The organism is Pseudomonas koreensis (assembly GCF_024169245.1).
Lineage (GTDB): Bacteria > Pseudomonadota > Gammaproteobacteria > Pseudomonadales > Pseudomonadaceae > Aquipseudomonas > Aquipseudomonas koreensis_F.
In genome coordinates this window covers 4,368,338-4,391,708 of record NZ_JALJWP010000001.1, presented here as the reverse complement: position 1 = coordinate 4,391,708, position 23,371 = coordinate 4,368,338, and the positions used below count along the sequence as shown (strand labels likewise).

The window sequence follows — 23,371 nt, the reverse complement described above, 5'->3', positions numbered from 1 at the left end:
TGTCACCATGCTTACGGGCAACCCTGCCGTTGCGGCCCCGGCCGAACAGCCTGCTTCACTCTCCGGCCTGATGGTCGCGTTTCTGGCCTTCTGCTGCGGCGCGGTCGTCGCCAACCTGTATTACGCGCAGCCCATCGTCGAGCTGATCGCGCCGCAGATCGGCCTGTCCAGCGCCAATGCCAGCCTGATCGTCTCGCTGACCCAATTCGGTTACGCGCTGGGCCTGTTGCTGCTGGTGCCGCTGGCGGATTTGATGGAGAACCGCCGTCTGGTGGTCGGCTTCACTCTCGCTGCCAGCGTGACGCTGCTGTGCGCTGGCCTGACCCATTCGCCGTCGCTGTTTCTGCTCTTGTCCTTGCTGATCGGTCTGACCTCAGTCGCCGTGCAGATTCTTGTGCCGCTGGCCGCGCACCTGGCCCCGGAAGCCAGTCGTGGCCGCGTGGTCGGCAATATCATGAGCGGCTTGCTGCTGGGGATTTTGCTGTCGCGGCCACTGTCGAGCCTGTTGGTTGAAGTGTTCGGCTGGCGCGGGGTGTTTTACAGCGCGGCGGCACTGATGGCGGTGATCGCGTTGATTACCGCCGTGGCATTGCCGCGTCGGGTGCCGACGCACAAAGCCACTTACGTCGCGTTGATTGGTTCAGTGTTTGCCCTGGCTCGGCGCTTTCCGGTGTTGCGTCAGCGTTCGCTGTATCAAGGCTTGCTGTTTGCCAGTTTCAGCCTGTTCTGGACCCTTGCGCCGATTGAGCTGATGCGTCATCACGGTTTCAGCCAGGCACAGGTGGCAATCTTCGCGTTGGTTGGTGCAGTGGGTGCGATTGCCGCGCCGATTGCCGGACGCCTGGCCGATGCCGGGCACGGTCGTCGCGGTACCCTGGTGGCGTTGCTGCTGGCGCCGCTGTCGCTGTTGATCGCCGCGCTGCCGGGCAGTGGTTATGTGTGGCTGGTGGTGTGTGCGGTGCTGCTGGACTTTGCCGTACAACTGAACATGGTCCTCGGCCAGCGCGAGGTCTACGCCCTCGACCCGCACAGCCGCGCCCGTCTGAATGCGGTGTACATGACCAGCATTTTTGTCGGCGGCGCCCTCGGCTCACTGGTCGCCAGCCCGCTGTACGAACACTTCGGCTGGAACCTCTCGGCCGTCGCCGTGGCGGTGCTGCCGGCACTGGCGCTGGCGTTGTTCCTGGGGCGCACGGCTGAGCGGACCTGAATCAAAAGAACCCCACAAATCCCCCCTGTAGGAGTGAGCCTGCTCGCGATGGCGGAGTGTCAGTCAACCAATTCCTGGCTGACCCACCGCTTTCGCGAGCAGGCTCACTCCTACAAGGGAATTGTGTCGGTAACGGGATGAGTGATCAGAACGTGGACCCTGTGGGAGTGAGCTTGCTCACGAAAGCGGTGCGTCAGCCTGCCCATCAATAACCTGACCCGACGCCTTCGCGAGCAAGCTCGCTCCCACAGGGTTTTCAGTACACCGCCTGATCGCTGACCCGCCACCAAACCATTGTAGGTGAGCCTGCTCGCGATGGCCGAGTGTCAGTCAATACATATGGCACTGAGAGACCGCCATCGCGAGCAGGCTCACTCCTACAAGGGGCGGGGTGATTTCCGGATTTTTTCAGGAGCCGATGAACATGCGTTCTGCAGAAAGCACCCTCAAGCACGACGATACAAGACGTCCGGCGAGCGCTGATGCACAATCAGCGGCGTTCCCTCACCACCGGATCCCGCTTATGGACAAGTTGCTGGCCTTGAAGATGTTTGTTGAAACCGTGCGCTGCGGGGGCTATTCCTCGGCGGCGCGCAAGCTTGGGATTTCGACGTCTTCGGTGACACGGCAAGTGGCGGGGCTGGAAAACGAGTTGGGCGCCAGCCTGCTCAACCGAACCACACGCAATACCAGTGTGACTGTCGCCGGGCAGACCTATTTCGAGAAGGCCGTGGCCATTCTCGATGCCATCGACGAAGCCGATGCGGTGGTCGCCGATCGTGGCAGCGAGGCTCAGGGCCGGTTGCGCATCAGCGTGCCGGTGGAATTTGGCCGCCGACTGATCGCGCCGCACCTGAGCCGCTTGCTCGAGCGCCATCCGGGGCTTGAGATCAGCCTGTCGCTGAGCGATCAGGTCAGCGATTTGCTCAGCGAGCAGATCGACGTTTCAGTGCGGCTCGGCTCGACGGTGGTCAGCGAAGACATCGTCAGCAAACGCGTCGGGCACTTCCAGCGCTGGGTCGTCGCCAGCCCGGATTACCTGGCGCGCAGCGGCGTGCTGGAGCATCCGCGGGATCTGCTCGAGCACCAATGCCTGCGTTTCGATTACGGCGGCAGCCATCATCACTGGACCTTTCAGGGCGACGAAGAGCCGATCCAGCTCAACGTCCAGGGCCGCCTGCAAAGCAACAACGCCGACATCCTGCGTGAAGCCGCGATTGGCGGTGGCGGGGTGACGCTGCTGGCCGACTGGCTGGTGCGCGACGATGTCGCCGCCGGGCGCCTGACGCGCTTGCTTGAGCACTACGAGGTCAACCCCGGCAGCGCCAGCAGTTGCATCAACGCGCTGTACTTGCCCAATCACCGCGGATCGAGCCGGATCAACGTGTTCATCGATTTTCTCGTGGAAATTCTCAAACCCGCTGCACCCGCCCCCTAGCGCTGCACACTCTGTTGCTGCAGCCTCTGCACACTGCTTGTATGCTTGCGCCCCGGAACACGTGGCCGCCGTGAGTGCCGACGTTCGAATGATGGCTGGAATGGATCCCGGACTTCCTTAAGGTACAGACGTGAAGCGTGATACTCGCCTTGTAATGCTCCTGCTGCTGGTGATTGGCTGTTCCCTGACTTCGCTGACGATCTGGAAAGTATGGTCTTCGCGTGAACGCGCGCTGGCCGAGGTCGACGTGCATGGCCTGAACCTGACCCAGGCGCTCAACACCTACACCGAAGGCATCGTCCGGCAAAGCTCGCTGCTCTTGCTCGGGCTGGTCGAACGCCTCGAAACCGAGGGCAGCGGGCCGACGCAGATCCAGCGCATCAAGACCCTGATCGACCACCAGCAGCCGCTGATGCCACAGCTCAGCGGCATTACCGTCTATGACCGCCACGGTTACTGGCTGATGTCCTCCAACCGGCCGATTCCGGAGGGTGCCAACAGCAGCGACCGCGCCTATTTCATTCATCACCGTGACAGTCCGAGCCGCGAGCCGTTCATTGGCCCGCCGATTCAGAGCCGTTCAAATCACGAATGGGTGGTGACCATCAGCCGTCGCTTCAATGACGACGATGGTCAGTTCGCCGGGGTGGTGGCGGTGACCCTGGGAGTGGAAAACTTCCTGCGTGTATTTGGCAAACTCGACGTTGGCCAGGACGGCGCGATCGGTCTGTCGTACACCGATGGCACGCTGTTGGTGCGCTACCCGTTCCGCGAGCAGGACATGGGCCGCAATTTCTCGTCATCGCCAATCTACGCCAAATACCTCGTCGACCGCTCGGTTGGCACGGCGTCGTACACCTCCAGCCTCGACGGCGTCGAGCGGCTGTACGCGTTCCGCAAAAGCGAAAGTCTGCCGCTGATTACCACCGTTGCCCTGGGCAAGGACGAAGCGCTGGCGGCGTGGCGTATCGAAGCGGCGTTGTCGGCGGTGGTAGTGGTTGGGCTGCTGGGGCTGACCGGGTTGATTGGTTGGTTCCTGATCCTCGACATTCGCCGCCGCACCGAAGCTGAAGAAGCCTTGCGCGATGCCCAGCAGCAGTTGCTCGCATCCAATCGACAGCTGGAATTGCTGGCGCTGAAGGATGCGCTGACCGGCCTCGCCAACCGCCGCTGCTTCGATGAAACACTGGCGGTGGAAGCGCGGCGGGCGCAGCGTGACGGAACCTCGCTGGCCTTGCTGATGATCGATATCGATCACTTCAAATTGTTCAACGATACCTTGGGCCACGTCGCCGGCGATGCCTGCCTGCAAGCGGTCAGCAAGGTGCTCGAGAGCTGCGTGCGACGCCCCTCGGATCTGGTCGCGCGCTACGGTGGCGAGGAAATGGCGGTGATCATGCCGGCCACCGACGGCGCCGGTGCCACGGTGGTGGGGCAGCTGGTGCTCGAGCGGTTGCAGCAGGCGAACATCGCCCATCCGGCCAGCCCGTTCGGTCGGGTCACGGTGAGTATCGGTATGGCAGTGGGTGCGGGCGCGCAGCTGGATTCGCTGCCGGAGTTGATCGAGGCCGCCGATCAGGCGCTTTATCGCGCGAAAGCGGCGGGGCGCAACGGCATGGCCTGACACACCCGAAAACCTGTAGGAGTGAGCCTGCTCGCGATAGCGGTGGGTCAGCTTGCACATGTATTGGCTGACCCACCGCTATCCCGAGCAGGCTCACTCCTACAGGGGATTTGTGTTGGGTGCTTAGGCGGAGTAGGTCGGGTAATCGGTATAACCCGCGGCACCACCGCCATACACCGTGGCAGGATTCAATTGATTCAACGGCCAGCCATGGGCAATCCGCGCCGGCAGATCCGGGTTGGCCATGAATGGCCGGCCAAATGCGACGAGATCAGCCAGCCCTGACTCCAGCAATTGCGCGCCGGTTTCGGCGGTGTAGCGCCCGGCGTAAATGATCGCGCCGCTGAACGTATCGCGCACGGCCTGGCGAAAGGTCTGCGGCATCGCGGGCGCGTTGTCCCAGTCGGCTTCGGCGATCGACAGGTAGGCGATGCCCACGTCTTCGAGAATCTTGATTGCGGCGATGTAGGTGGTGTGCGGATCTTCCTCGACCAGACCCAGATAGGTCCGCGCTTCATCGGTGGTGCTGAACAGCGGCGCAAACCGCACACCGACCTTGTCCTTGCCGATACATTCCGCGACGCCAGCTACCACTTCGCGCAAAAAGCGCAAGCGATTGTCCAGCGAGCCACCGTACTGATCGGTGCGCAGATTGCTGTGGGCGGAGATGAACTGGTTGACCAGATAACCGTTGGCGCAGTGCAGTTCGATGCCGTCGAAACCCGCGTCCATCGCGTTGCGTGCGGCCTGGATATACAGCTGAATCAGTTCCTGCACTTCATCGGTGCTCAGCGCGCGAGGGGCGGACGGCGGCACCAGTTCACCGGCACCGGGCGCGGTTTCGATGAACACGCTGACGCGGTCCGTGGCGACAGCAGAGGCCGACACGGGCGCGTCGCCATTGGGCTGCAACGCCGTGTGGGATACGCGACCTACATGCCAGAGCTGGGCGAAGATCACGCCATCCACCGCATGCACCGCCTCGGTGACTTTGCGCCAACCGGCGATCTGCTCCGGCGTGTGGATGCCCGGCGTCCACGCATAACCCTGGCCGCGCGGTTCGATCTGCGTGCCTTCGGTAACCAGCAAACCGGCACCGGCGCGCTGTTGGTAATACTCGGCCATCAGCTCGTTGGCGACATTGCCCGGCTGCGTGCTGCGCTGGCGGGTGAGGGGTGGCAGGACGATGCGGTTTTTCAGGGTGTGTGCGCCCAATTTAGTGGGCGTGAAGAAAGCATTGTTCATGGGGTAAGCCTTGGAATCTGATTAGACCAGTCGACTAGTAACTGGGCAAAAAAACAACGCCACGCTGTACGCACGCGGCGTTGGTCGGGTTGGAACGAGGGTTCAGCCGAGCAGTTGCAACAGCTTTGCAGCAACCGCGGCGGAACTGGCCGGATTCTGGCCAGTGACCAAGTGCCCGTCAGTTACCACATGTACCTGCCAGTCGGCGACTTTCGAATAGCGCCCGCCAAGACGCTGGAATTCGTCTTCGATGAGGAACGGCACCACTTCAGTCAGGCCGACCGCCGCTTCTTCGGCGTTGGTGAAACCGGTGACGTCGCGATCCTTGACGATCGGCTGGCCATCAGCGCGCACGACATGCAGAAGCACGCCTGGTGCGTGGCAGACAAAACCGTGGGGCTTGTTGGCGCGGTCGAAGGCTTCGATCAGCGCAATCGAAGCTTTGTCTTCGGCCAGATCCCACAGTGGGCCGTGGCCGCCTGGGTAGAACACTGCGTCGAAATCTTCGGCCTTCACATCAGCCAGACGGCCAGTGCTGGCCAATGCTTTTTGCGCGGCCGGATCGGCGCGGAAGCGATCGGTCTCCGCAGTCTGCGCGCCGGGCTCGTCGCTTTTCGGATCGAGCGGCGGCTGCCCGCCGGCCGGGGAAACCAGCGTGACGTCGGCGCCGGCGTCCTTGAAGGCGTAGTAGGGCGCGGCGAACTCTTCCAGCCAGAAGCCGGTTTTCTTGCCGGTGTTGCCGAGTTGATCGTGGGAAGTCAGAACCATCAAGATTTTCATAGAGCACCCTTGGGTTGGTCTGGCATCGGCAGAAGGCGAGGGATTCGCTGATGTCGGTGCCGCATGAATTTGTCGTGTCGGGGCGCAGCATAGTTTCCAATTAGACCAGTCGTCTAGTAATTTTTTCAGAAAATGTTTTTGCCTGGTGGATATGGCAAACTCGCGGTCCTGAAAAGTATACGACTGGTCTATTGTCTGGAATTTTGCGCACCATGAAGCCGACCTTTGACGACACCCGCCAACACTTGCTCGACACCGGCCACCGCATGATGGCCGAGAAGGGCTTCACCAGCGTCGGCCTCAACGAGATCCTGCAGACCGCCGGCGTGCCCAAGGGCTCGTTCTATCACTACTTCAAATCCAAGGAGTTGTACGGCCAGGCGCTGCTCGAGGATTATTTCGTCGACTACCTCGCCGACATGGAACGACGCCTGACGTTGCCCGGGCTGACGGCCTTCGAGCGGCTGATGGATTACTGGCAGGGCTGGCAGAACCGCTGCACCCTGGAAGGCCATGGCGATGAATGCCTGGTGGTGAAACTCAGCGCCGAAGTCGCCGACCTCTCCGAATCGATGCGCCTGACCTTGCGCGACGGCGCCGAACGCATCGTCGCGCGCATCACCGAATGCATCGAACAGGGCCAGACCGACCAAAGCCTGCCCGAGGGCGATGCGAGGAAGTTGGCAGAGACGCTGTATCAGCTCTGGCTCGGCGCGAGCCTGCTGAACAAATTGCAGCGCACCGGGCAATCGCTGGAGACCTCAATGGCGATGACCCGGCAGTTGCTGCGAGTCTGAGCCTCACCGCAAGCTCACTCCTACACTGTTTTGTGCTGAACCATCGATCTGCATTCAATCCCCAATTCCTGTGGGAGCGAGCCTGCTCGCGAAGACGGCAGCACATTCAACATCTTCATTGCCTGACCCAATGCATTCGCGAGCAAGCTCGCTCCCACAGGTTTTCGCGGCGAATACAAAAAAACCGCCAACACACAAAACCCAATGTAGGAGTGAGCCTGCTCGCGATGGCGTCGTATCAGTCAATGAATCATTCAACTGACCCACCGCATTCGCGAGCAGGCTCACTCCTACACTGTTTTGTGCCGAACCATCGATCTTCATTCAATCCCCAATCCCCTGTGGGAGCGAGCTTGCTCGCGAAGAGGGCGGCACATTCAACATCTTCATCGCCTGACCCAATGCATTCGCGAGCAGGCTCGCTCCCACACAGTTGTGTGCCGAACCATCGATCTTCATTCAATCCCCAATCCCCTGTGGGAGCGAGCTTGCTCGCGAAGAGGGCGGCACATTCAACATCTTCATCGCCTGACCCAATGCATTCGCGAGCAGGCTCGCTCCCACACTGTTATGTGCCGAACCATAGATCTTCATTCAATCCCAATCCCTGTGGGAGCGAGCTTGCTCGCGAAGAGGGCGGCACATTCAAAATCTTCATCGCCTGACCCAATGCATTCGCGAGCAAGCTCGCTCCCACACTTTTCGCGGTATGTGCAAAACCCGGCAACACACAAAACCCAATGTAGGAGTGAGCCTGCTCGCGATGGCGTCGTATCAGTCAGCGAATCATTCAACTGACCCACCGCAATCGCGAGCAGGCTCACTCCTACACTGTTATGTGCCGAACCATCGATCTTCATCCAATCCCCAATCCCGGTGGGAGCGAGCTTGCTCGCGAAGAGGGCGGCACATTCAACATCTTCATTGCCTGACCCAATGCATTCGCGAGCAAGCTCGCTCCCACAGTTTTCGCGGTATGTGCAAAACCCGGCAACACACAAAACCCAATGTAGGAGTGAGCCTGCTCGCGATGGCGTCGTATCAGTCAGCGAATCATTCAACTGACCCACCGCAATCGCGAGCAGGCTCACTCCTACACTGTTATGTGCTGAACCATCGATCTGCATTCAATCCCCAATCCCGGTGGGAGCGAGCCTGCTCGCGAAGACGGCGGCACATTCAACATCTTCATTGCCTGACCCAATGCATTCGCGAGCAGGCTCGCTCCCACAGGAGACCTGCGTTGCTTGTTGAGTTGGGGATCCGCAGGCCATTCAAGACTCAGGCTGGACTGCTGCCTTCGTCAGGCAGTTGTTCATACCACTGCGCATACGGTGTATTGGTCACTTTGAAACGGTTGTAATCCGGGCTGCCGTCATCCCACCACACCGGGCCGCGCTCACCCAGGGCGACTTTCGCCTCGTTTACGCGCGCTCTGGCTGACTTCAACGCCTGTGCATCGTCCGCACGCTTCGCTTCTTTGACCGCACGCCGCGCCGCCATGAGATCTGCGACCAGCGCCTCGCGTTCTGTGTCTGGTAGCGATGGATTGCTGCAGCGCCAGAGCTGCTGCTTGACCACAAAATAGCGACCGTCGGGGGTGGTGGGGGGCATAGGCGATGGCCTCGGGTGATCCGCTCTCAGACCGGGTAAGACAACTCGCCGATGAGTTTATCCAGCGTAATCGGATAATCGCGCACCCGTACGCCGCAAGCGTTATAGATCGCGTTGGCGATAGCCGCCGCCGCGCCGCTGATACCCAGTTCGCCGACGCCTTTGGCTTTCAACGGGGTGGCATACGGGTCGACTTCATCGAGAAAAATCACCTCCTGGTGGGGAATGTCGGCGTGCACCGGCACCTCATAGCCGGCCAGATCGTGATTGACGAAAAAGCCCATACGATGATCCACCGCCAGCTCTTCCATCAATGCCGCGCCTGCGCCCATGGTCATGCCGCCGATGATCTGGCTGCGCGCGGTTTTCGGGTTGAGGATGCGCCCGGCGGCACACACGGCCAACTGCCGGCGCAGGCGAATTTCGCCGGTCGCTGCGTTGACCGCGACCTCGGCGAAATGCGCGCCGAAAGTCTGCTGGGCAAAACGCTGGGCCAGATCGCCGTATTCCATGCGGTCCTCGCCAGTCAACTCGCCCTTGGCGGCAGCTTGCGACAGGGCAACGTGCTGCGAGCCTGCGCGGATTTGCCCCTCCACAAACTCCGCTTGCTGAGGATCGATCCCGACGGCGCGAGCGGCGGCTTCGCGCAATTTCAGGCACGCGGCATACACGCCGGCAGTGGAGGAGGCCGCGCCCCACTGGCCGCCGGAGCCTGACGATTCCGGAAACCGCGAATCGCCCAAATGCACCACGACACGCTCCAGCGGTACGCCCATCATTTCCGCGGCGGTCTGGGCAATGATGGTGTAACTGCCGGTGCCGATGTCGGTCATGTCGGTTTCGACGGTGATGATGCCTTGGCGATCAAGGCGCACGCGCGCCGCCGATGCGGTGGTCGGTGCGCCGCGAATTGCCGAGGCCAGCCCGATGCCGATCAGCCAACCGCCCTCGCGTCGCTGACCGGGTTGAGGGCTGCGCTGACTCCAGCCAAAGCGCTCGGCGCCAGTGTTCAGACACTCCACGAGTTGCCGTTTGGAAAACGGCCGCGACGGTTGCTCCGGATCGACCTGCGTGTCGTTGAGGACGCGCAACTGCAGCGGATCCATCTGCAGCTTTTCGGCCAGTTCATCCATGGCGATTTCCAGCGCCATCATCCCCGGTGCCTCACCCGGCGCGCGCATCGCCGAACCCTCGGCGAGATCAAGCACGGCCAGGTTCAAACGAGTCATGCGATTGGCCCCGGCGTAAAGCAATCGGGTTGACGCGGTGGCCGCTTCGGCGCGCCCGCCGCGCAGATTGCCCGACCAGCTCTCGTGGCCGATCGCCGTGATCACGCCGTCACGATTGGCACCGATGCGTATGCGCTGAATCGTCGCTGGGCGGTGGGTCAGGTTGTTGAACATCAGCGGCCGCGGCAATGCGACCTTCACCGCGCGCCCGGCATGTCGGGCGGCCAGAGACGCCAGTACCGCGTCGCAGAGAATCGTGCCTTTACCGCCGAAACCGCCGCCGATATACGGCGAGATCAGGCGCACATCTTCCTTGGCGATGCCGAGGGTTTTCGCCAGATCGCGCACGCCCCAGTTGATCTGTTGAATCGATGTCCACAAGGTCAGCTGCTTGCCGTTCCAGCGGGCGATGGTCGCGTGTGGTTCCATCATCGCGTGTGCTTGATCGGGTGTGCTGTAGTGCTGATCGATCTGCAACGGCGCGGCGTTGAAGGCGCCTTCGAAGTCACCGACGCTGGTCTGCGGCGGCGGGCCGAAACCGGCCGGCGGCGCTGGGGGCGCTGAGTCTTTCGCCGCCGCCAGATTGAACGAACCCGGTTCGGCCACGTAGCGAATATCGAGCAGCCCAGCCGCAGCGCGTGCCTCCTCAAAGGTGTTCGCGACGACAATTGCCACGGCCTGATGATAGTGATCGACCTGCGGCCCGGCCAAGGCCCGGGCCACGTAAAACTCGCCCTTGGCCAACGGTCCGGCGTTCTCATAAGTGACGATGGCGATCACCCCGGACGCCTCGCTCGCTCGGTCCGAATCAATCGAGGCGATGCGGCCCTTGCCGATCCCGGCGCCAACGATATAGCCGTAAGCGGCATCGGGTGCCGCTGCGTGCTGTTCGTAGGCGTAAGTGGCGGTGCCGGTGGTTTTCAGCTTGCCGTCGATACGGTCGGCAGGTTGGCCGATCACCTTCAACTGGTCGATCGGATTGGTGTCGGCCGGGGTGTCGAATTTCATAGGCGGATTCCTTTCAGTCGGGCTGGCGGCGAACAGTTAGCGCCGCGCAGCCATCGGTTGACGTCGGATCTCAACGAGCCTAGGCCATTGACGCGCAACTGATAATGCGCGGTTTCAGGATGAAGTGATGAATCCTGCTCACCAATCCTGACCAGCATGACAAATAAGAATAAGTTTCAATTACCAATGCGCCGGTATACCATGCGCCGCGTTTTCAATGGCGGTTTTGCCCTTCGTTCTGGCCTATTCGTAAAGGTTTTCACCTCATGCGTCGAACTCTGCTTTCCATCTGTGTGCTGCAGGCGTTGTCTTCTTCCTCGTGGGCTGAGTCAGCCGAACCGACTTCATCAACGCTAGAGCTGGAAGCGACCGACGTGGTCGGCACAGCGGACTACGAAAGGGCAGACGGCCCGGTGCAAGGCTACCGCGCGACCCGTTCGGCCAGCGCCACTCGCACCGACACTTCGATTCATGAAACCCCGCAGTCCATCAGCGTGGTGACCAAGGATGCCGTCGAAGACCTCGGCGCGACGCGTTTGCAGGATGCGCTGGATTACGCCGGCGGCGTTGGGCGGGCGAACAATTTCGGTGGCCAGGGCCTGACCACGTTCACCGTGCGCGGCTTCACTACTGGCGAGTTCTACCGCAACGGTTTCCCGATCAACCGTGGCTACCCGAACATGCCCGATGCCAACACCATCGAGCGACTGGAAGTGCTGCGCGGTCCGGCGACCATGCTGTATGGCCGTGGCGATCCCGGCGGTACCTTCAACGTGGTGTCGAAACAGCCGTTGCCCGAGCGCACGGTCACCCTCGGTAGCCAGTTGAATGACCAGGGCATGAAGCGCGGCACCCTCGATGCTTCCGGGCCGCTCGATGAAGAAGGCCGCCTGGCCTATCGTTTGAATGTGGTGGGCGAGGGCGGCGACACCTTCCGCGATCATGTCGAGACCGAGCGCTACGGCATCACGCCAGTGCTGAGCTGGCAGGCGACCGACGCGACCAAGCTGATCTTCGAAGGCGACTTCATGCGTAACAACGCGCCGCTCGATCGTGGCGTGACGCGTTATCCCCGGCAGATCGGCACCGCCTCGCGCGATACCTTCTTCGGCGAGAAAGACGTCGGCAAACTGCACAATGACAACAACATGGCGCAGCTGCGTTTCGAGCACATGCTCAACGACGACTGGACTCTTGGCGGCGGCTTCCAGTGGCTCGACGGCTCGCTCAAGGGCGACGCGATCGAAGCCAACGGCATTGCCGCTGACGGCCGTACGCTGGGACGCAACTTCAACTACCGCAAGCTGGAATGGACCGACAAGGACACCCAGCTCAACCTCACCGGGCATTTCGACACCGGCGGTCTGCAGCACACCTTGCTCACCGGCATCGAGTACGAAGATTACGACTACAAGTCGATCATCCAGCGCTCCAGCGGCGCCGTCAGTGCCTACCCGATCGACATCTTCAATCCGGTCTACGGCCAGCCACGCCCGGCGCTGACCCGCACGCCGACCCACGACAAAGAAAACCTCAAGACCTACGCCGCGTTCGTGCAGGATCAGGTGGCACTGACCGACAAACTGAAAGTGCTGGCCGGCGCGCGTTTCGAGCGCTTCGAGCACGATTACGAAACCTACGTGCCGGGCGGCAAGAGCTGGCAGGCCAGCGACAACGCCGTCACTCCGCGCATCGGCGTCACCTACGACCTGAGCGAAACCCTGGCGGTCTACGCCAACACCGCGCGCTCGTTCAAGCCCAACACGGGTGCCAGTCGTGAGGGTGGCGGCTTCGCCCCGGAGAAGGGCAAGTCCTATGAGATGGGCGTGAAATGGGAAGCGCTGGATCAGCAGTTGAGCGTCGACGCAGCGATCTACCAGATTGAAAAACGCAACGTGTTGACCACCGACCCGGTGGATTCGACCTTCAGCGTTGCCGCCGGCGAAGTGCGCAGCCGTGGTTTCGACGTCAACGTTACCGGCAACCTCACCCCTGAGTGGCGAGTGGTCGGCGGTTACGCTTACGTCGACGCAGAGGTGACCAAGGACAACACGCTGCGCTCCGGCACCCGCCTGCTGAACATCCCGAAGAACAGCTTCAGCCTGCTCAACATGTACGAGTTCCAGGACGGCACGCTCAAAGGCCTTGGCCTCGGTACCGGCCTGAAATACGTCGACGAGCGCGCCGGGCAGACGGCCAACACCGCGTTTTCCATGGGCAGTTACACCGTGGTCGACCTGCTGAGCTTCTACAAGGTCAACGACAAGGTGCGGCTCAATCTCGATGTGAAAAACATCTTCGATCGCGACTACGAAGAAGGCGCCTTCGGCAACGTTTACGCCTACCCGGGCGCGCCGCGAACCGTGCAGGTGGGGATTTCCTACACGCTGTAAATCGTCGCACAGGTTGTCGACGACCCATGGTGGCCTGAGAGTGGCATGTCGAGATCAGGCATCGGCATGCCGCACTCAGGCTAGTTGTGCGGCGGTCGGGCCACGTAAGGTGAAGCATCGTTTCGTCGGCAAAGCGTCTGCGTCGCAGCTTTCGCCTGAGTCGGCTCAAGGAAATGATGATCGCCTGACGCACAGTCAGTGGCCCAAACGTCGATCATGAGAACAATAAGAACCCATGAACAGCCTGAACCCCAAGGACTCCAACGGTCAGTTGGCGCAAGGTTTCAAACCGCGTCACGTCACCATGCTTTCGATTGCCGGCATCATCGGCGCAGGACTTTTCGTTGGCTCAGGCCACGCCATCGCCGCCGCGGGTCCAGCGGTGCTGCTCGCTTATCTGTTCTCCGGTCTGCTGGTCGTGCTGGTGATGCGCATGCTCGGCGAAATGGCCGTGGCGCATCCCGACACCGGCTCGTTTTCCACCTACGCCGATCAGGCCATCGGTCGCTGGGCCGGGTTCACCATCGGCTGGCTCTACTGGTGGTTCTGGGTGCTGGTGATTCCGATCGAAGCGCTGGCCGCCGGGCATGTGCTCAACCAATGGTTTCCCCAGGTCGATGCCTGGCTGTTCGCCTTGCTGTCGATCGTGCTGCTGGTGATCACCAACCTGTTCAGCGTGTCGAAATACGGCGAGTTCGAATTCTGGTTCGCCATGGCCAAGGTCATCGCGATCATCGGTTTCATCGGCCTGGGCTTTGCGGTACTGATGGGCTGGATTCCCGAGCGCGAAGCCAGTGGCCTGAGCACGCTGATGGCCGAGCACGGCGGCTTCGCGCCGAACGGCATGTCGGCAGTGGTCGGCGCGTTCATCACCATCATGTTCAGTTTCATCGGCACCGAAGCGGTGACCATCGCCGCTGCGGAATCGAACAATCCGGCGCAAAACATCGCCAAGGCCACACGCTCGGTGATCTGGCGTATCGGCATTTTCTATCTGCTGTCGATCTTCGTGGTGATTTCCGTGGTGCCGTGGAATGACCCGCAACTGGCGTCGGTCGGTTCCTACCAGCGCGCGCTGGAGCTGATGAACATCCCCAACGCCAAATTCCTCGTCGACGTGGTCGTGCTGATTGCGGTCGCCAGTTGCATGAACTCGTCGATCTACATTTCCTCGCGCATGCTCTATTCCTTGGGTCGACGTGGCGATGCACCGCCAGCGTTGAAAGTGACCTCGGCCGCCGGCGTGCCACGTGCGGCGGTCATTGCCAGCACGGTGATCGGCGCAGGCGTTACCTTGCTCAGCTATTTCATGCCGGCCGGGTTGTTCCAGTTCCTGCTCGCCAGCTCCGGCGCGATTGCCTTGCTGGTGTATCTGGTGATCGCCATTTCGCAGTTGCGCATGCGCCGCCGGCTGGAACGGGAGAAGGTCGAAATGACCTTGCGCATGTGGCTGTTTCCGTGGCTCACCTGGCTGGTCATCGCCTTTATCTGCGCGGCTCTGGCGGTGATGATGATCACCCCTGAACATCGCATGGAAGTGAGCTCGACGATTGGCCTGGCGCTGCTGATCTCGTTCATCGGATTGGCCACCAGCCGCCAGCATCGGCCGGCGGGCAGAGTGGCGGCTGCGAGCAAAGCCTAAGCAAACAGCGCCTTGAGCCCACGGGAAAACCAGCCGTTCGGGCTCGAAGGCAGATGTTCACGTTGATTGAATGAGCCAGTCATCGCGCAGGTTTCACCCGCGAGCGAGCCCATCAATTGCGGCAGCAAGAAGCTGCGTTCGCACTCGCTGGCTGACAGCGCGGCATTGTCCTCAGGCCAAACGACAACGGTGGTTTCGGCAAACGGGTTCATGGCGCACCTCCTCATGATTCAAACGTCCAGCACCAGGGTGTCGCTGCCCTGCGCCGGGGCGGCGCAGCAGATCAGCACTTCGTCGTCCGCCAGGCGCATGGCCGGCGGGGTGAGGTAATGCACCTGGCCACTGCTCAGGCGGGTTTTGCAGGTACCGCATGAACCGCCGCGGCAGCTGAATTCTGGATTCAGACCACGCGCCTCGGCCAGTTCCAGCAGGGTGCCGCTGCCCGGTTCCCAGCGCGCTTCCTTGCCGGACGTGGCGAACAACACCTTGACCGGTTCTTCGGCGACCGGCACTTGCGGCGGCGCCGGGGTGCTGATTTCGACATCGCGGATCAGCGTCGACGGGCCGAAGGTTTCGGCGTGGATCCGATCGTCGGGAATGCGCATTTTGCGCAGGCCGTCGTACAGCGCCTGGGTGAAACTGCCCGGGCCGCACAGGTAGAAATCGTAGTCATCCAGCGGCAGCAGGCTTTTCAGCAAGGCGATGTCGATGCGCCCGGCATGGTCGTAACCCTGCGCTGTTGCTTCCAGCGGCGGCTGGCTGACCACCCGCAGCACTTTGACCTTGTCGCCGGCACGCGCAGCCAAAGCATCGATTTCTTCGCGAAAGGCCAGATCCTCGACGGTGCGACTGCTTTGCACCACCCAGGTCGGGCGCATGCGGCTGATGCGTTTGCCCTGATAGACCACCTCGCGCAGCATCGACAGCAACGGCGTCACCCCGACCCCAGCGGCGAGCAGCACCAGCGGGCGGCGTTCGGTGGCGTCGACGGTAAAGTCGCCTTGCGGCGCGCGGGCTTCGATCAAATCCAGTGCTTGAACCCGGTCGTGCAAGTGTGAAGAAACCGAGCCATCGCGTTTGACGCTAATGCGCAAGAACTCGTCCGACGGCGCGCTGGACACGCTGTAAGTGCGGATCGACGCGGCGTCCTGGCCGTCGAGCAAGACCTTGATCGGCAAGTGCTGGCCTGGTTCGAAGCGCGGCAGGCCGAAGCCGTCGTTGGCTTGCAGGTAAAAGGAGCGAATCTGCGGACTCTCATCGACCACCCGCGTGACGTGCAGCGCACGCCATTGATTGCGCAGCGCCTCGGCCTGCAAACGTTCACGGGTCTGCTCCCAGCTGCCGGTCATCTGCGAATTGGGCGAATCGCCTTCCGGCTGCTCGGCCCAACGCAACGGTAACGCGGCCTGACGGTAAACGATGCGCTGCGGCTTGAAACGCCACAGACGCTCGGCACCCTGAAACGCGGCGATCTGCGGATCGTCGAGCAGCACTTCGGCACTGCCGGTCATCTGCAACAGATCGCCGCTTTCAAAATCGATGAAGGTCAGTCCGGCACGCGGATTGAGCAGGATATTGCCGAGGGTGTTGAAGAACAGATTGCCGGAGAAATCCGGGATGGTCAGGGTGCCGTCCTCGTCCATACGCACGAAACCGGATTTGCCGCCGCGATGGGACACATCGACCTGACGCTCACCGTCGCGCACCACGTAAGTGGCGACGTAGAACGAATCGGCGGCGGTGATCATGTCGCGCACCAAGGGTTCGCTGACCGGCAAGTCGAGCGCGGTGTCGGTGGTTTCGTCGACGAAGGCGTAATGGCGCAGATTGATGTAGCGCGGGCAATTGCCGTAAGCCTGGGTCACGCCGATCTCGAGACTGTTGTCATCGCGGCGACTGATGTTGCCGTTCATGCGATTGCGCCGGCGGGTGTGCAGTTCGATGCCGAGCATGCCGATCGCATCGCCGGGCTGCAGACCCTGATTGGCCGGGTCGTTGGACTGGGCGTCGAGTTTGATTTTCAGGACCTGTGGTGACGGCGAATCCATGAACCCCGGTTGACCGGTGCGCAGCGTTGCCCATGGATCGCCCTGGCTGTCGACGGCGCCGAGCACGACGAAGGGCAGTTGCGCATAGAACTCGCGGTGCTGGTCCGGCATCCAGTCGCGGGCCAGTTGCCGCTGGCCAACGCCGACCATCATTTCCACCGCGCCGACGGCACGTTGCAGGGTCAACTCACCTTCATGCCAGGGCGAGGGCTGCGGTTTCGACGCTGTGTCCATTTCGATTCTCCTCGGGTGCAAACGGGCCGGTGAGCCGCTAGGGGCTGAAGCTCAAGTGGACTCATGTTCGCTCTCGGCCGGTTGCGAGAGAATGGCCAGAAACTGCAATCCACTGTTTCATTCGGTGAAATGATCCCTACGTGCGTCTAAGGACGAGGGGGATTATTTCACTGGCTGAAATGCTCGATTGTATTGAGTGAGGATTCCGCGATTTGCGGCAGGGGAGCAGGATGAGCCCCATCGACACGATCAGCGGGTCGACCTCGAATAATTCAGGAGCACGTCATGTCTCAGTCAGCCGTCAAACTATACCGCCATCCGTTGTCCGGCCATTCGCATCGCGTCGAGTTGATGCTGTCCCTGCTGGACGTTCCGACCGAACTGGTGTTCGTCGACCTGATGAAGGGCGCGCACAAAACGCCCGAATTTCTTGCCCTCAACCGTTTCGGCCAGGTTCCGGTGATTGACGACAACGGCACGGTGCTCGCTGATTCCAACGGCATTCTTGTGTATCTGGCCGGCAAATATGGCAACGGCCAATGGCTGCCGAGTGACCCTGTCGAGCAAGCCAAGGTGCAGCGCTGGTTATCGGTGGCTGCCGGGCAGATCAGCTCCGGCCCGGCCACGGCGCGCTTGATCACTGTGTTCGGTGCCGGTTACGACGCGGCTGATGCGATCAAACGTTCCCATGCTTTGTTGCAAGTGATGGAAGACGAACTGGCCAACAGCGCATTCCTCGCCGGTGACAAGGCAACCGTTGCCGATGTCGCCGCCTACACTTACGTCGCCCACGCACCGGAAGGCAATGTCTCGCTCGAGGATTACCCGAATGTGCAGGCCTGGCTGCAACGGGTTGAGGCACTGCCGAAATTCGTCGGCATGCAGCGCACAGCGGTGGGCCTGCAAACGGCTTAGGTTCAGCACACTCCATCAATCCTGTGGGAGCGAGCTTGCTCGCGAAGGCGGTGTGTCATTCAGCATTGATGTTGACTGGCCGGACGCATTCGCGAGCAAGCTCGCTCCCACAGGTTCAGCGCCGGCCGTGCCATTCCATGCACCGGAAGGCAATCGGATTTCCAAATGTGAGTGCGTGGCTGGCGCGGGTTGAGGCATTGTCGAAATTCGTCGGCATGCCGTGCACAGCGGTGGGCCTGCGGGGCGCTTGATTCATCTGCAAGCAAATTCTCCTGTGGGAGCGAGCTTGCTCGCGAAGGCGGTGTGTCATTCAGCATTGATATTGACTGGCCGGACGCATTCGCGAGCAAGCTCGCTCCCACAGGGGGGCACTGTGTTTTCGAGGTTTTTTACAGGTTCCCGCCTATGGATCGTTTTCAGGAAATGCGCATGTTCCTGGCCGTGGCCGAGGAGGGTGGCTTTGCGGCTGCGTCCCGGCGTTTGAACACCTCACCCCCCAGCGTCACCCGTGCGATTGCCGCGCTGGAACAACGCATCGGCACGCGCCTGTTGTCGCGGACCACGCGCAGCCTGCACCTGACCGAAGCCGGGCATCGTTATCTGGACGATTGCCGACGGATTCTTTGCGATATCGACGAAGCCGAAGAGGCGGCCGCCGGCAGTTATCGAGTGCCGTGCGGGCATTTGAGCGTGACCGCGTCGGTGTTGTTTGGCGAGTTGTTCATCGCGCCGCTGCTGGCGCAATACGTCGATGCGTTTCCTTCGGTGCATCTGAAGGCTTTGCTGGTTGATCGCGTGGTAAACATGGCCGAGGAGGGCATCGATGTCGCCGTGCGCATCGGTCATCTGCACGACAACAATCAACATGCGATCAAGGTCGGCGAGGTCCGCCAGGTCATCTGCGGCACGCCCGATTACTTCGCCCGCTATGGTCGGCCGCAACATCCGAATGAGTTGAGCCGCGCCAATATCGTCATGTCATCCGCCAGTCATTTGCTCAGCGATTGGCAATTCGCTCATGCCGATGGCCCGTTGAGTTTTCGCTTCGAACCGCGTCTGGTGGTCACCGCGAATCAGGCGGCGATCAACATCGCCAGTTCCGGCTGGGGCATTACCCGGGTGCTGTCTTATCAAGTCGCCAGCCAGGTTGCGGCCGGTGAACTGGAATTGGTGTTGCAGGCCTTTGAGCCGCCGGCGTTACCGGTGCAACTGGTCTATCTGAAACATCCGCGCGTACCGGCGAAGGTGCGCACGTTTGTCGATTTTCTCAGCGAACGCCTTCAGCATCACCCGGCGCTGAAAGCCGTGAACAGGGTTCACGGCTGACGCTTCAGGGTTCGATCACTTCGCCGTAGCAGCCGTTTCGATCAGGCTGGCGACGGCTTTCGGGTTGGACACCATCACCACGTGCGAGGCGCCTTTGACTACGACGGTCTGCTTGGAGTGCGCGCGCTCGGCCATGAACGCCAGGGCTTGCGCCGGGATGTTCTTGTCCTGGTCACCGTAGACGAAGTACGAAGGCACGGTTTTCCACGCTGGCTCGGTGGCGGCTTCGTTGAGCGCGGCGACGGTGACCGGGCGCTGGGTCGCGGCCATCAACTTCGCATCGGCCTGGGAAACGTCGGCAGCGAACTGATCGTGGAATTTGTCCTGCTGGATGTACAAATCCTTGCCGCCGTCGGCCAGGGCAACCGGGGCCGACAGGGTCGGGCCAAGGGTGCTGCCGGGGAAACGCCCGGACAACTCGGCAGCGGTTTCACCCTTTTCCGGCGCGAACGCGGCGACGTACACCAGCGCTTTGACATTGGCATTGCCATAAGCGGCTTCGCTGATCACCGGGCCACCGTAGGAGTGGCCGACCAGCACCACCGGGGTTTTCACGCTGGCCAGCACATCCGCTACTGATTGCGCATCACCCTTGACCGAGCGCAGCGGGTTGGCGGCGGCGATCACCGGGTAACCATCCTTCTCGAGAATCTTGACCACGCCGTTCCAGCTGCTCGAATCGGCGAAGGCACCGTGCACCAGCACCACGGTAGGTTTGACCGGCGCGGCGAACGCAGCGGTGGCGCCGAACATGGCGGCGGTGAGGGCGAGGGTTGCGAAGACTTTGTTCATGGTGATGTCCTGTCGATTGATTAGGGAGGAATGGAAGCGACAGGGGTATTTAGCGCGCTAAATGTGTCAGATATGTGTGTGCATGGCTGGACTTCGCATGCCTGTGTATCTGTGTCAGCAAAAGCTACATGCTGATACAAACGTCGCGGATTGCTCAGCTTTGGCCCATGACTGTAGCGGGCTCAAATTCCTCAGTCCGCTGCAGCGTTTCCGGAACGCCGATCAACAGCAGCAGAAACGCTGCACCTGCAATGGCGGCGAGGGTCAGGAATGCCGCGCTGTAACCGGCGGCCTCAACGACAAAACCGGCCAGCCCATTGCTCAGCGCCGCACCCAGACCAAACGCGGTGGTCAGTGCGCCGAGGCTGACATTGAAATGCCCGGAGCCGAGGGTGAGATCCTTGACCATCACCGGGAATAGCGCACCAAAAAGACCGGCGCCAACGCCGTCGAGCAACTGCACGGCGACCAGCCAGTAGGGATCATCCGAGAAGGTGTAGAGCAATCCGCGCAGCGGCAGGATCAGAAAACCCGCCAGCAACAACGGTTTGCGCCCCCAGACATCGGCTTTAGCACCGGCCAGTAGCGCCATCGGCACCATGACCAGTTGCGCAGCGACGATGCATGCCGACGTCAGCGGCGTTGCCATGTGCAAGTTGGCTTGCGCGAGTTTCTGGCTCACCAGCGGCAGCATCGCCGCGTTGGCCAGATGGAACAGCGCGCAGCACAGGGCAAACATCAGCAGCGGTCGATTGCTCAGCAGCACCTTGAACCCGGACGGCTGATGGCTTTGATCGCCAGGCTGCAGACCCCGCGCCACATCATGATCAATCGCCTCGGCCGAGACGAAGAGCACGGCAATCACGCTGGCCAGCGCCATGACCGCCATCAGATAAAACACCGCCACCGGACCGAACAGATAGGCAAACAAACCGGCCAACAACGCCGCACACGCGTTGCCGGCATGGTTGAAGGTCTCGTTGCGGCCAGTACGACGGGTAAATGCCCGGGGGCCGGTAATGCCCAGCGTGATCGCGGAAATCGCCGGGGCGAAAATCGACGCTGCCGCCGCGCTCAAGGCTTGGGTCAACGCCACCAGAGAGAATGAAGAAATGAACGGCAGGACCAGACAACTCGCGGTCACCAGCAGCGCGGCGATGATGATCAACGCACGTTTCGCGCGGCTGCTGTCAACCAGTGCTCCGGCGGGTGTTTGCGTGACCAGCGCGGCAATCCCCGCGAGGGTCATGACCACACCGATGCTGGCCGGGTCCCAGTGGTGTACGGCGAGCAAGTAAATGGCGAGGTACGGCCCGAGGCCGTCGCGAACATCGGCGAGGAAGAAATTCAGACTGTCCAGCGAGCGGTTGTTGCGGCGATCGAGATGATTGATCACGGGGCAGTCTCTTGAGTGTCAGGTCTGCGTGGCTGACTCGACCACGGCAATCCTAATGACCGAAGTGGTGAAAGATAAGTTGCAGAGAGCGAGGCCCGATCTGCGATCTTGTTGTGTGATCCGTCATCGTATGACTATTCAGCCGATATTTGAGATGTGTTGTTAACCGGAAACGTCATGCCCATAAACAACTGGGCCGACCTACTTGGTTGGCCCAAGAACAGACGGGGATAGAGCGACAACCAGTAAGCATTGAAACATTTCTACATACTCTCGCGTTGGCGTTGTTGTACGACATCCTACCTAATGTGCCGACCGCCCAAATTCTCACAAAAACAATAATGGAGACTCCTATGACGAGCATACCTTCACTCGATCATCAGGCCGCTGCGAAACCGCAAAACCTGTTCCTGCGAACGCTGAAACTGCTCGGCCCCGGCATTATCGCCGTGCTGTCGTGGCTTGGCGCGGGCGACCTGATCACGTCCTCGGTGGCCGGCGCGAATTACGGCTACGCCATGATGTGGGTGCTGGCGGTCTCGTTATTGCTGAGATACCTGATCGTCAACATCATTGCCCGTTTCCAGCTGTGCAATAACCAAGGCATGACCATCCTGCAGGGGTACGCCCAGCTCAACCCGGTGTTTGCCTGGTTCATGCTCGTTTATGCCCTGTTGATGGGGCACTTGATGAACGCCTACATGATCAAGGGGGCAGGGGAGTCGCTGGCGATGCTGTTCAAGATCGATCAGCCATTGCTGTGTTCGGTGGCGGTGGTGCTGGCGGTCTGGATGCTCGTCGGGCGCAACATCTACACGATGATCGAAGGCGTTATGAAGCTGCTGCTGGCGATCATGACCCTGGCGTTCATCGCCCTGGCGGTAATGTCCGGCCCGGATGTCACCGGCATCATCAAAGGCACCATCGGCTTCAGCATTCCGCCTGACGAAGGCGTGCATGGCGCGTTGCTGGTGGCGGTATCGGTGATCGGCGCGGTCGCCGGCTCGATCGCCAACTTCGTGCACCCCTATGTCATGCGCCAGAAAGGCTGGACCGGGCCGCAGCACAAGCGCATTCAGCGTAACGATCTGCTGTTTGCGGTATTCGTCGGGATCATCATCAACCTGGCGATCTGGATCGTCGGTGCGGAAATCCTCCGGCCCAACGGTATTGAGGTGAAAACCTTGGGCGATCTGGGCAAGGCACTGGAAATCTTCTTCGGCCCGATCGGCTGGTATGTATTCTTCATCGGTGTGTTCGCGACGCTGTTTGCCAGCATTTCAGGCAAGACCACAGCATTTCCGATGCTGATCACCGATGCCTTCCAGCACGTTCGTCCTGAGCGTCGCGAGAAGTACGGCAAAGAGTTCCATCACGACCCGATGCACAAGTGGTTCATGCTGTTCATTCTGGTCACGCCGCTGATCTGGTCAATGCCGGGCATGCCGGATTTCGTCACCCTGACCATTGGTGTCAGCGCCTTGAACATCATTGGTTTGCCGGTGATTTCCCTGGGCTTGCTGATCATGTCCAACCAGAAATCGCTGCTGGACAAGCAGTACCGCAACAACCTGTTCGAAAACATCGCGCTGCTGTTTGCCACTGGGCTGGCGCTGTGGGTGGCCTTTCAATTGGGCGTTGATCTGTTCACTTGATGAATAGCAGTCGAGGGGGCACGCG

17 protein-coding genes are annotated in these 23,371 nt (G+C 61.1%); 9 read left to right on the top strand and 8 right to left on the bottom strand.

The window, feature by feature from the left end; translation table 11 throughout:
• The first annotated feature begins 7 nt into the window (after positions 1-7).
• From J2Y90_RS19435 to J2Y90_RS19425, 3 genes are all read left to right on the top strand, one after another.
• On the top strand, positions 8-1,210 hold the full coding sequence (locus J2Y90_RS19435; RefSeq protein ID WP_253501981.1) for an MFS transporter: 1,203 nt from the start codon (positions 8-10) through the stop codon (positions 1,208-1,210).
• A gap of 523 nt (positions 1,211-1,733) precedes the next feature.
• The gene (locus J2Y90_RS19430; protein ID WP_253505248.1) at positions 1,734-2,648 is read left to right on the top strand and encodes a LysR family transcriptional regulator; all 915 of its coding nucleotides are present in this window, start codon (positions 1,734-1,736) and stop codon (positions 2,646-2,648) included.
• Between the two features lie 130 nt (positions 2,649-2,778).
• Positions 2,779-4,272 carry a sensor domain-containing diguanylate cyclase gene (locus J2Y90_RS19425; RefSeq protein WP_253501978.1) on the top strand — a complete coding sequence of 498 codons (1,494 nt, stop codon included), beginning with the start codon at positions 2,779-2,781 and terminating at the stop codon, positions 4,270-4,272.
• Between the two features lie 123 nt (positions 4,273-4,395).
• Here the strand turns inward: J2Y90_RS19425 and J2Y90_RS19420 are convergent, their stop codons facing one another.
• The gene (locus J2Y90_RS19420) at positions 4,396-5,517 is read right to left on the bottom strand and encodes an alkene reductase (RefSeq protein WP_253501975.1); all 1,122 of its coding nucleotides are present in this window, start codon (positions 5,515-5,517) and stop codon (positions 4,396-4,398) included.
• Positions 5,518-5,619: 102 nt separating this feature from the next.
• Positions 5,620-6,297 carry a type 1 glutamine amidotransferase domain-containing protein gene (locus J2Y90_RS19415; protein WP_253501972.1) on the bottom strand — a complete coding sequence of 226 codons (678 nt, stop codon included), beginning with the start codon at positions 6,295-6,297 and terminating at the stop codon, positions 5,620-5,622.
• Positions 6,298-6,509: 212 nt separating this feature from the next.
• On the opposite strand from J2Y90_RS19415, the gene J2Y90_RS19410 reads away from it, so the two are divergent.
• Positions 6,510-7,094: a TetR/AcrR family transcriptional regulator gene (locus tag J2Y90_RS19410; protein WP_253501969.1), complete on the top strand. Its 585-nt coding sequence runs from the start codon at positions 6,510-6,512 to the stop codon at positions 7,092-7,094.
• Positions 7,095-8,375: 1,281 nt separating this feature from the next.
• Here the strand turns inward: J2Y90_RS19410 and J2Y90_RS19405 are convergent.
• Positions 8,376-8,708, bottom strand: coding sequence for a hypothetical protein (locus J2Y90_RS19405; protein ID WP_253501966.1), 333 nt, complete (start codon positions 8,706-8,708; stop codon positions 8,376-8,378).
• Between the two features lie 26 nt (positions 8,709-8,734).
• Positions 8,735-10,945, bottom strand: a complete 2,211-nt coding sequence (gene paoC, locus J2Y90_RS19400; RefSeq protein ID WP_253501963.1) for an aldehyde oxidoreductase molybdenum-binding subunit PaoC — start codon at positions 10,943-10,945, stop codon at positions 8,735-8,737.
• A 266-nt stretch (positions 10,946-11,211) separates the two neighbouring features.
• Between paoC and J2Y90_RS19395 the strand changes: the two genes are divergently transcribed.
• Both J2Y90_RS19395 and gabP read left to right on the top strand, forming a co-directional pair.
• Entirely contained in the window at positions 11,212-13,338 is a 2,127-nt protein-coding gene (locus J2Y90_RS19395) for a TonB-dependent siderophore receptor (RefSeq protein WP_253501960.1), read from the top strand.
• Positions 13,339-13,573: 235 nt separating this feature from the next.
• On the top strand, positions 13,574-14,980 hold the full coding sequence (gene gabP / locus J2Y90_RS19390) for a GABA permease (RefSeq protein WP_065617368.1): 1,407 nt from the start codon (positions 13,574-13,576) through the stop codon (positions 14,978-14,980).
• Here gabP and J2Y90_RS19385 read toward each other — a convergent pair.
• Positions 14,977-15,192, bottom strand: a complete 216-nt coding sequence (locus J2Y90_RS19385; RefSeq protein ID WP_253501957.1) for a hypothetical protein — start codon at positions 15,190-15,192, stop codon at positions 14,977-14,979. The two genes, gabP and J2Y90_RS19385, sit on opposite strands and share 4 nt — an antisense overlap.
• Before the next feature lie 18 nt (positions 15,193-15,210).
• On the bottom strand, positions 15,211-17,262 hold the full coding sequence (locus J2Y90_RS19380; RefSeq protein WP_253501954.1) for a 2Fe-2S iron-sulfur cluster-binding protein: 2,052 nt from the start codon (positions 17,260-17,262) through the stop codon (positions 15,211-15,213).
• A 285-nt stretch (positions 17,263-17,547) separates the two neighbouring features.
• Here J2Y90_RS19380 and J2Y90_RS19375 point away from each other — a divergent pair, with 285 nt between their 5' ends.
• Both J2Y90_RS19375 and J2Y90_RS19355 read left to right on the top strand, forming a co-directional pair.
• Entirely contained in the window at positions 17,548-18,177 is a 630-nt protein-coding gene (locus J2Y90_RS19375; RefSeq protein ID WP_301291671.1) for a glutathione S-transferase family protein, read from the top strand.
• 405 nt (positions 18,178-18,582) lie between these two features.
• Entirely contained in the window at positions 18,583-19,503 is a 921-nt protein-coding gene (locus tag J2Y90_RS19355) for a LysR family transcriptional regulator (RefSeq protein ID WP_253501951.1), read from the top strand.
• 15 nt (positions 19,504-19,518) lie between these two features.
• Here J2Y90_RS19355 and J2Y90_RS19350 read toward each other — a convergent pair whose 3' ends face one another.
• Both J2Y90_RS19350 and J2Y90_RS19345 read right to left on the bottom strand, forming a co-directional pair.
• Positions 19,519-20,295: an alpha/beta fold hydrolase gene (locus J2Y90_RS19350; protein ID WP_253501948.1), complete on the bottom strand. Its 777-nt coding sequence runs from the start codon at positions 20,293-20,295 to the stop codon at positions 19,519-19,521.
• 154 nt (positions 20,296-20,449) lie between these two features.
• Positions 20,450-21,691 carry an MFS transporter gene (locus J2Y90_RS19345; RefSeq protein ID WP_253501945.1) on the bottom strand — a complete coding sequence of 414 codons (1,242 nt, stop codon included), beginning with the start codon at positions 21,689-21,691 and terminating at the stop codon, positions 20,450-20,452.
• A gap of 353 nt (positions 21,692-22,044) precedes the next feature.
• Between J2Y90_RS19345 and J2Y90_RS19340 the strand changes: the two genes are divergently transcribed.
• A complete protein-coding gene (locus tag J2Y90_RS19340) occupies positions 22,045-23,346 on the top strand; it encodes an Nramp family divalent metal transporter (RefSeq protein WP_253501942.1) in 1,302 nt (433 codons plus the stop codon).
• Positions 23,347-23,371 lie beyond the last annotated feature (25 nt).

Coding starts and splice junctions, on each gene's coding strand:
- J2Y90_RS19340 (WP_253501942.1), top strand. CDS start 22,045: ATGACGAGCATACCTTCACTCGATCATCAGGCCGCTGCGAAACCGCAA.
- J2Y90_RS19420 (WP_253501975.1), bottom strand. CDS start 5,517: ATGAACAATGCTTTCTTCACGCCCACTAAATTGGGCGCACACACCCTG.
- paoC (WP_253501963.1), bottom strand. CDS start 10,945: ATGAAATTCGACACCCCGGCCGACACCAATCCGATCGACCAGTTGAAG.
- J2Y90_RS19415 (WP_253501972.1), bottom strand. CDS start 6,297: ATGAAAATCTTGATGGTTCTGACTTCCCACGATCAACTCGGCAACACC.
- J2Y90_RS19395 (WP_253501960.1), top strand. CDS start 11,212: ATGCGTCGAACTCTGCTTTCCATCTGTGTGCTGCAGGCGTTGTCTTCT.
- J2Y90_RS19350 (WP_253501948.1), bottom strand. CDS start 20,295: ATGAACAAAGTCTTCGCAACCCTCGCCCTCACCGCCGCCATGTTCGGC.
- J2Y90_RS19405 (WP_253501966.1), bottom strand. CDS start 8,708: ATGCCCCCCACCACCCCCGACGGTCGCTATTTTGTGGTCAAGCAGCAG.
- J2Y90_RS19385 (WP_253501957.1), bottom strand. CDS start 15,192: ATGAACCCGTTTGCCGAAACCACCGTTGTCGTTTGGCCTGAGGACAAT.
- J2Y90_RS19380 (WP_253501954.1), bottom strand. CDS start 17,262: ATGGACACAGCGTCGAAACCGCAGCCCTCGCCCTGGCATGAAGGTGAG.
- J2Y90_RS19430 (WP_253505248.1), top strand. CDS start 1,734: ATGGACAAGTTGCTGGCCTTGAAGATGTTTGTTGAAACCGTGCGCTGC.
- J2Y90_RS19435 (WP_253501981.1), top strand. CDS start 8: ATGCTTACGGGCAACCCTGCCGTTGCGGCCCCGGCCGAACAGCCTGCT.
- J2Y90_RS19410 (WP_253501969.1), top strand. CDS start 6,510: ATGAAGCCGACCTTTGACGACACCCGCCAACACTTGCTCGACACCGGC.
- gabP (WP_065617368.1), top strand. CDS start 13,574: ATGAACAGCCTGAACCCCAAGGACTCCAACGGTCAGTTGGCGCAAGGT.
- J2Y90_RS19355 (WP_253501951.1), top strand. CDS start 18,583: ATGGATCGTTTTCAGGAAATGCGCATGTTCCTGGCCGTGGCCGAGGAG.
- J2Y90_RS19375 (WP_301291671.1), top strand. CDS start 17,548: ATGTCTCAGTCAGCCGTCAAACTATACCGCCATCCGTTGTCCGGCCAT.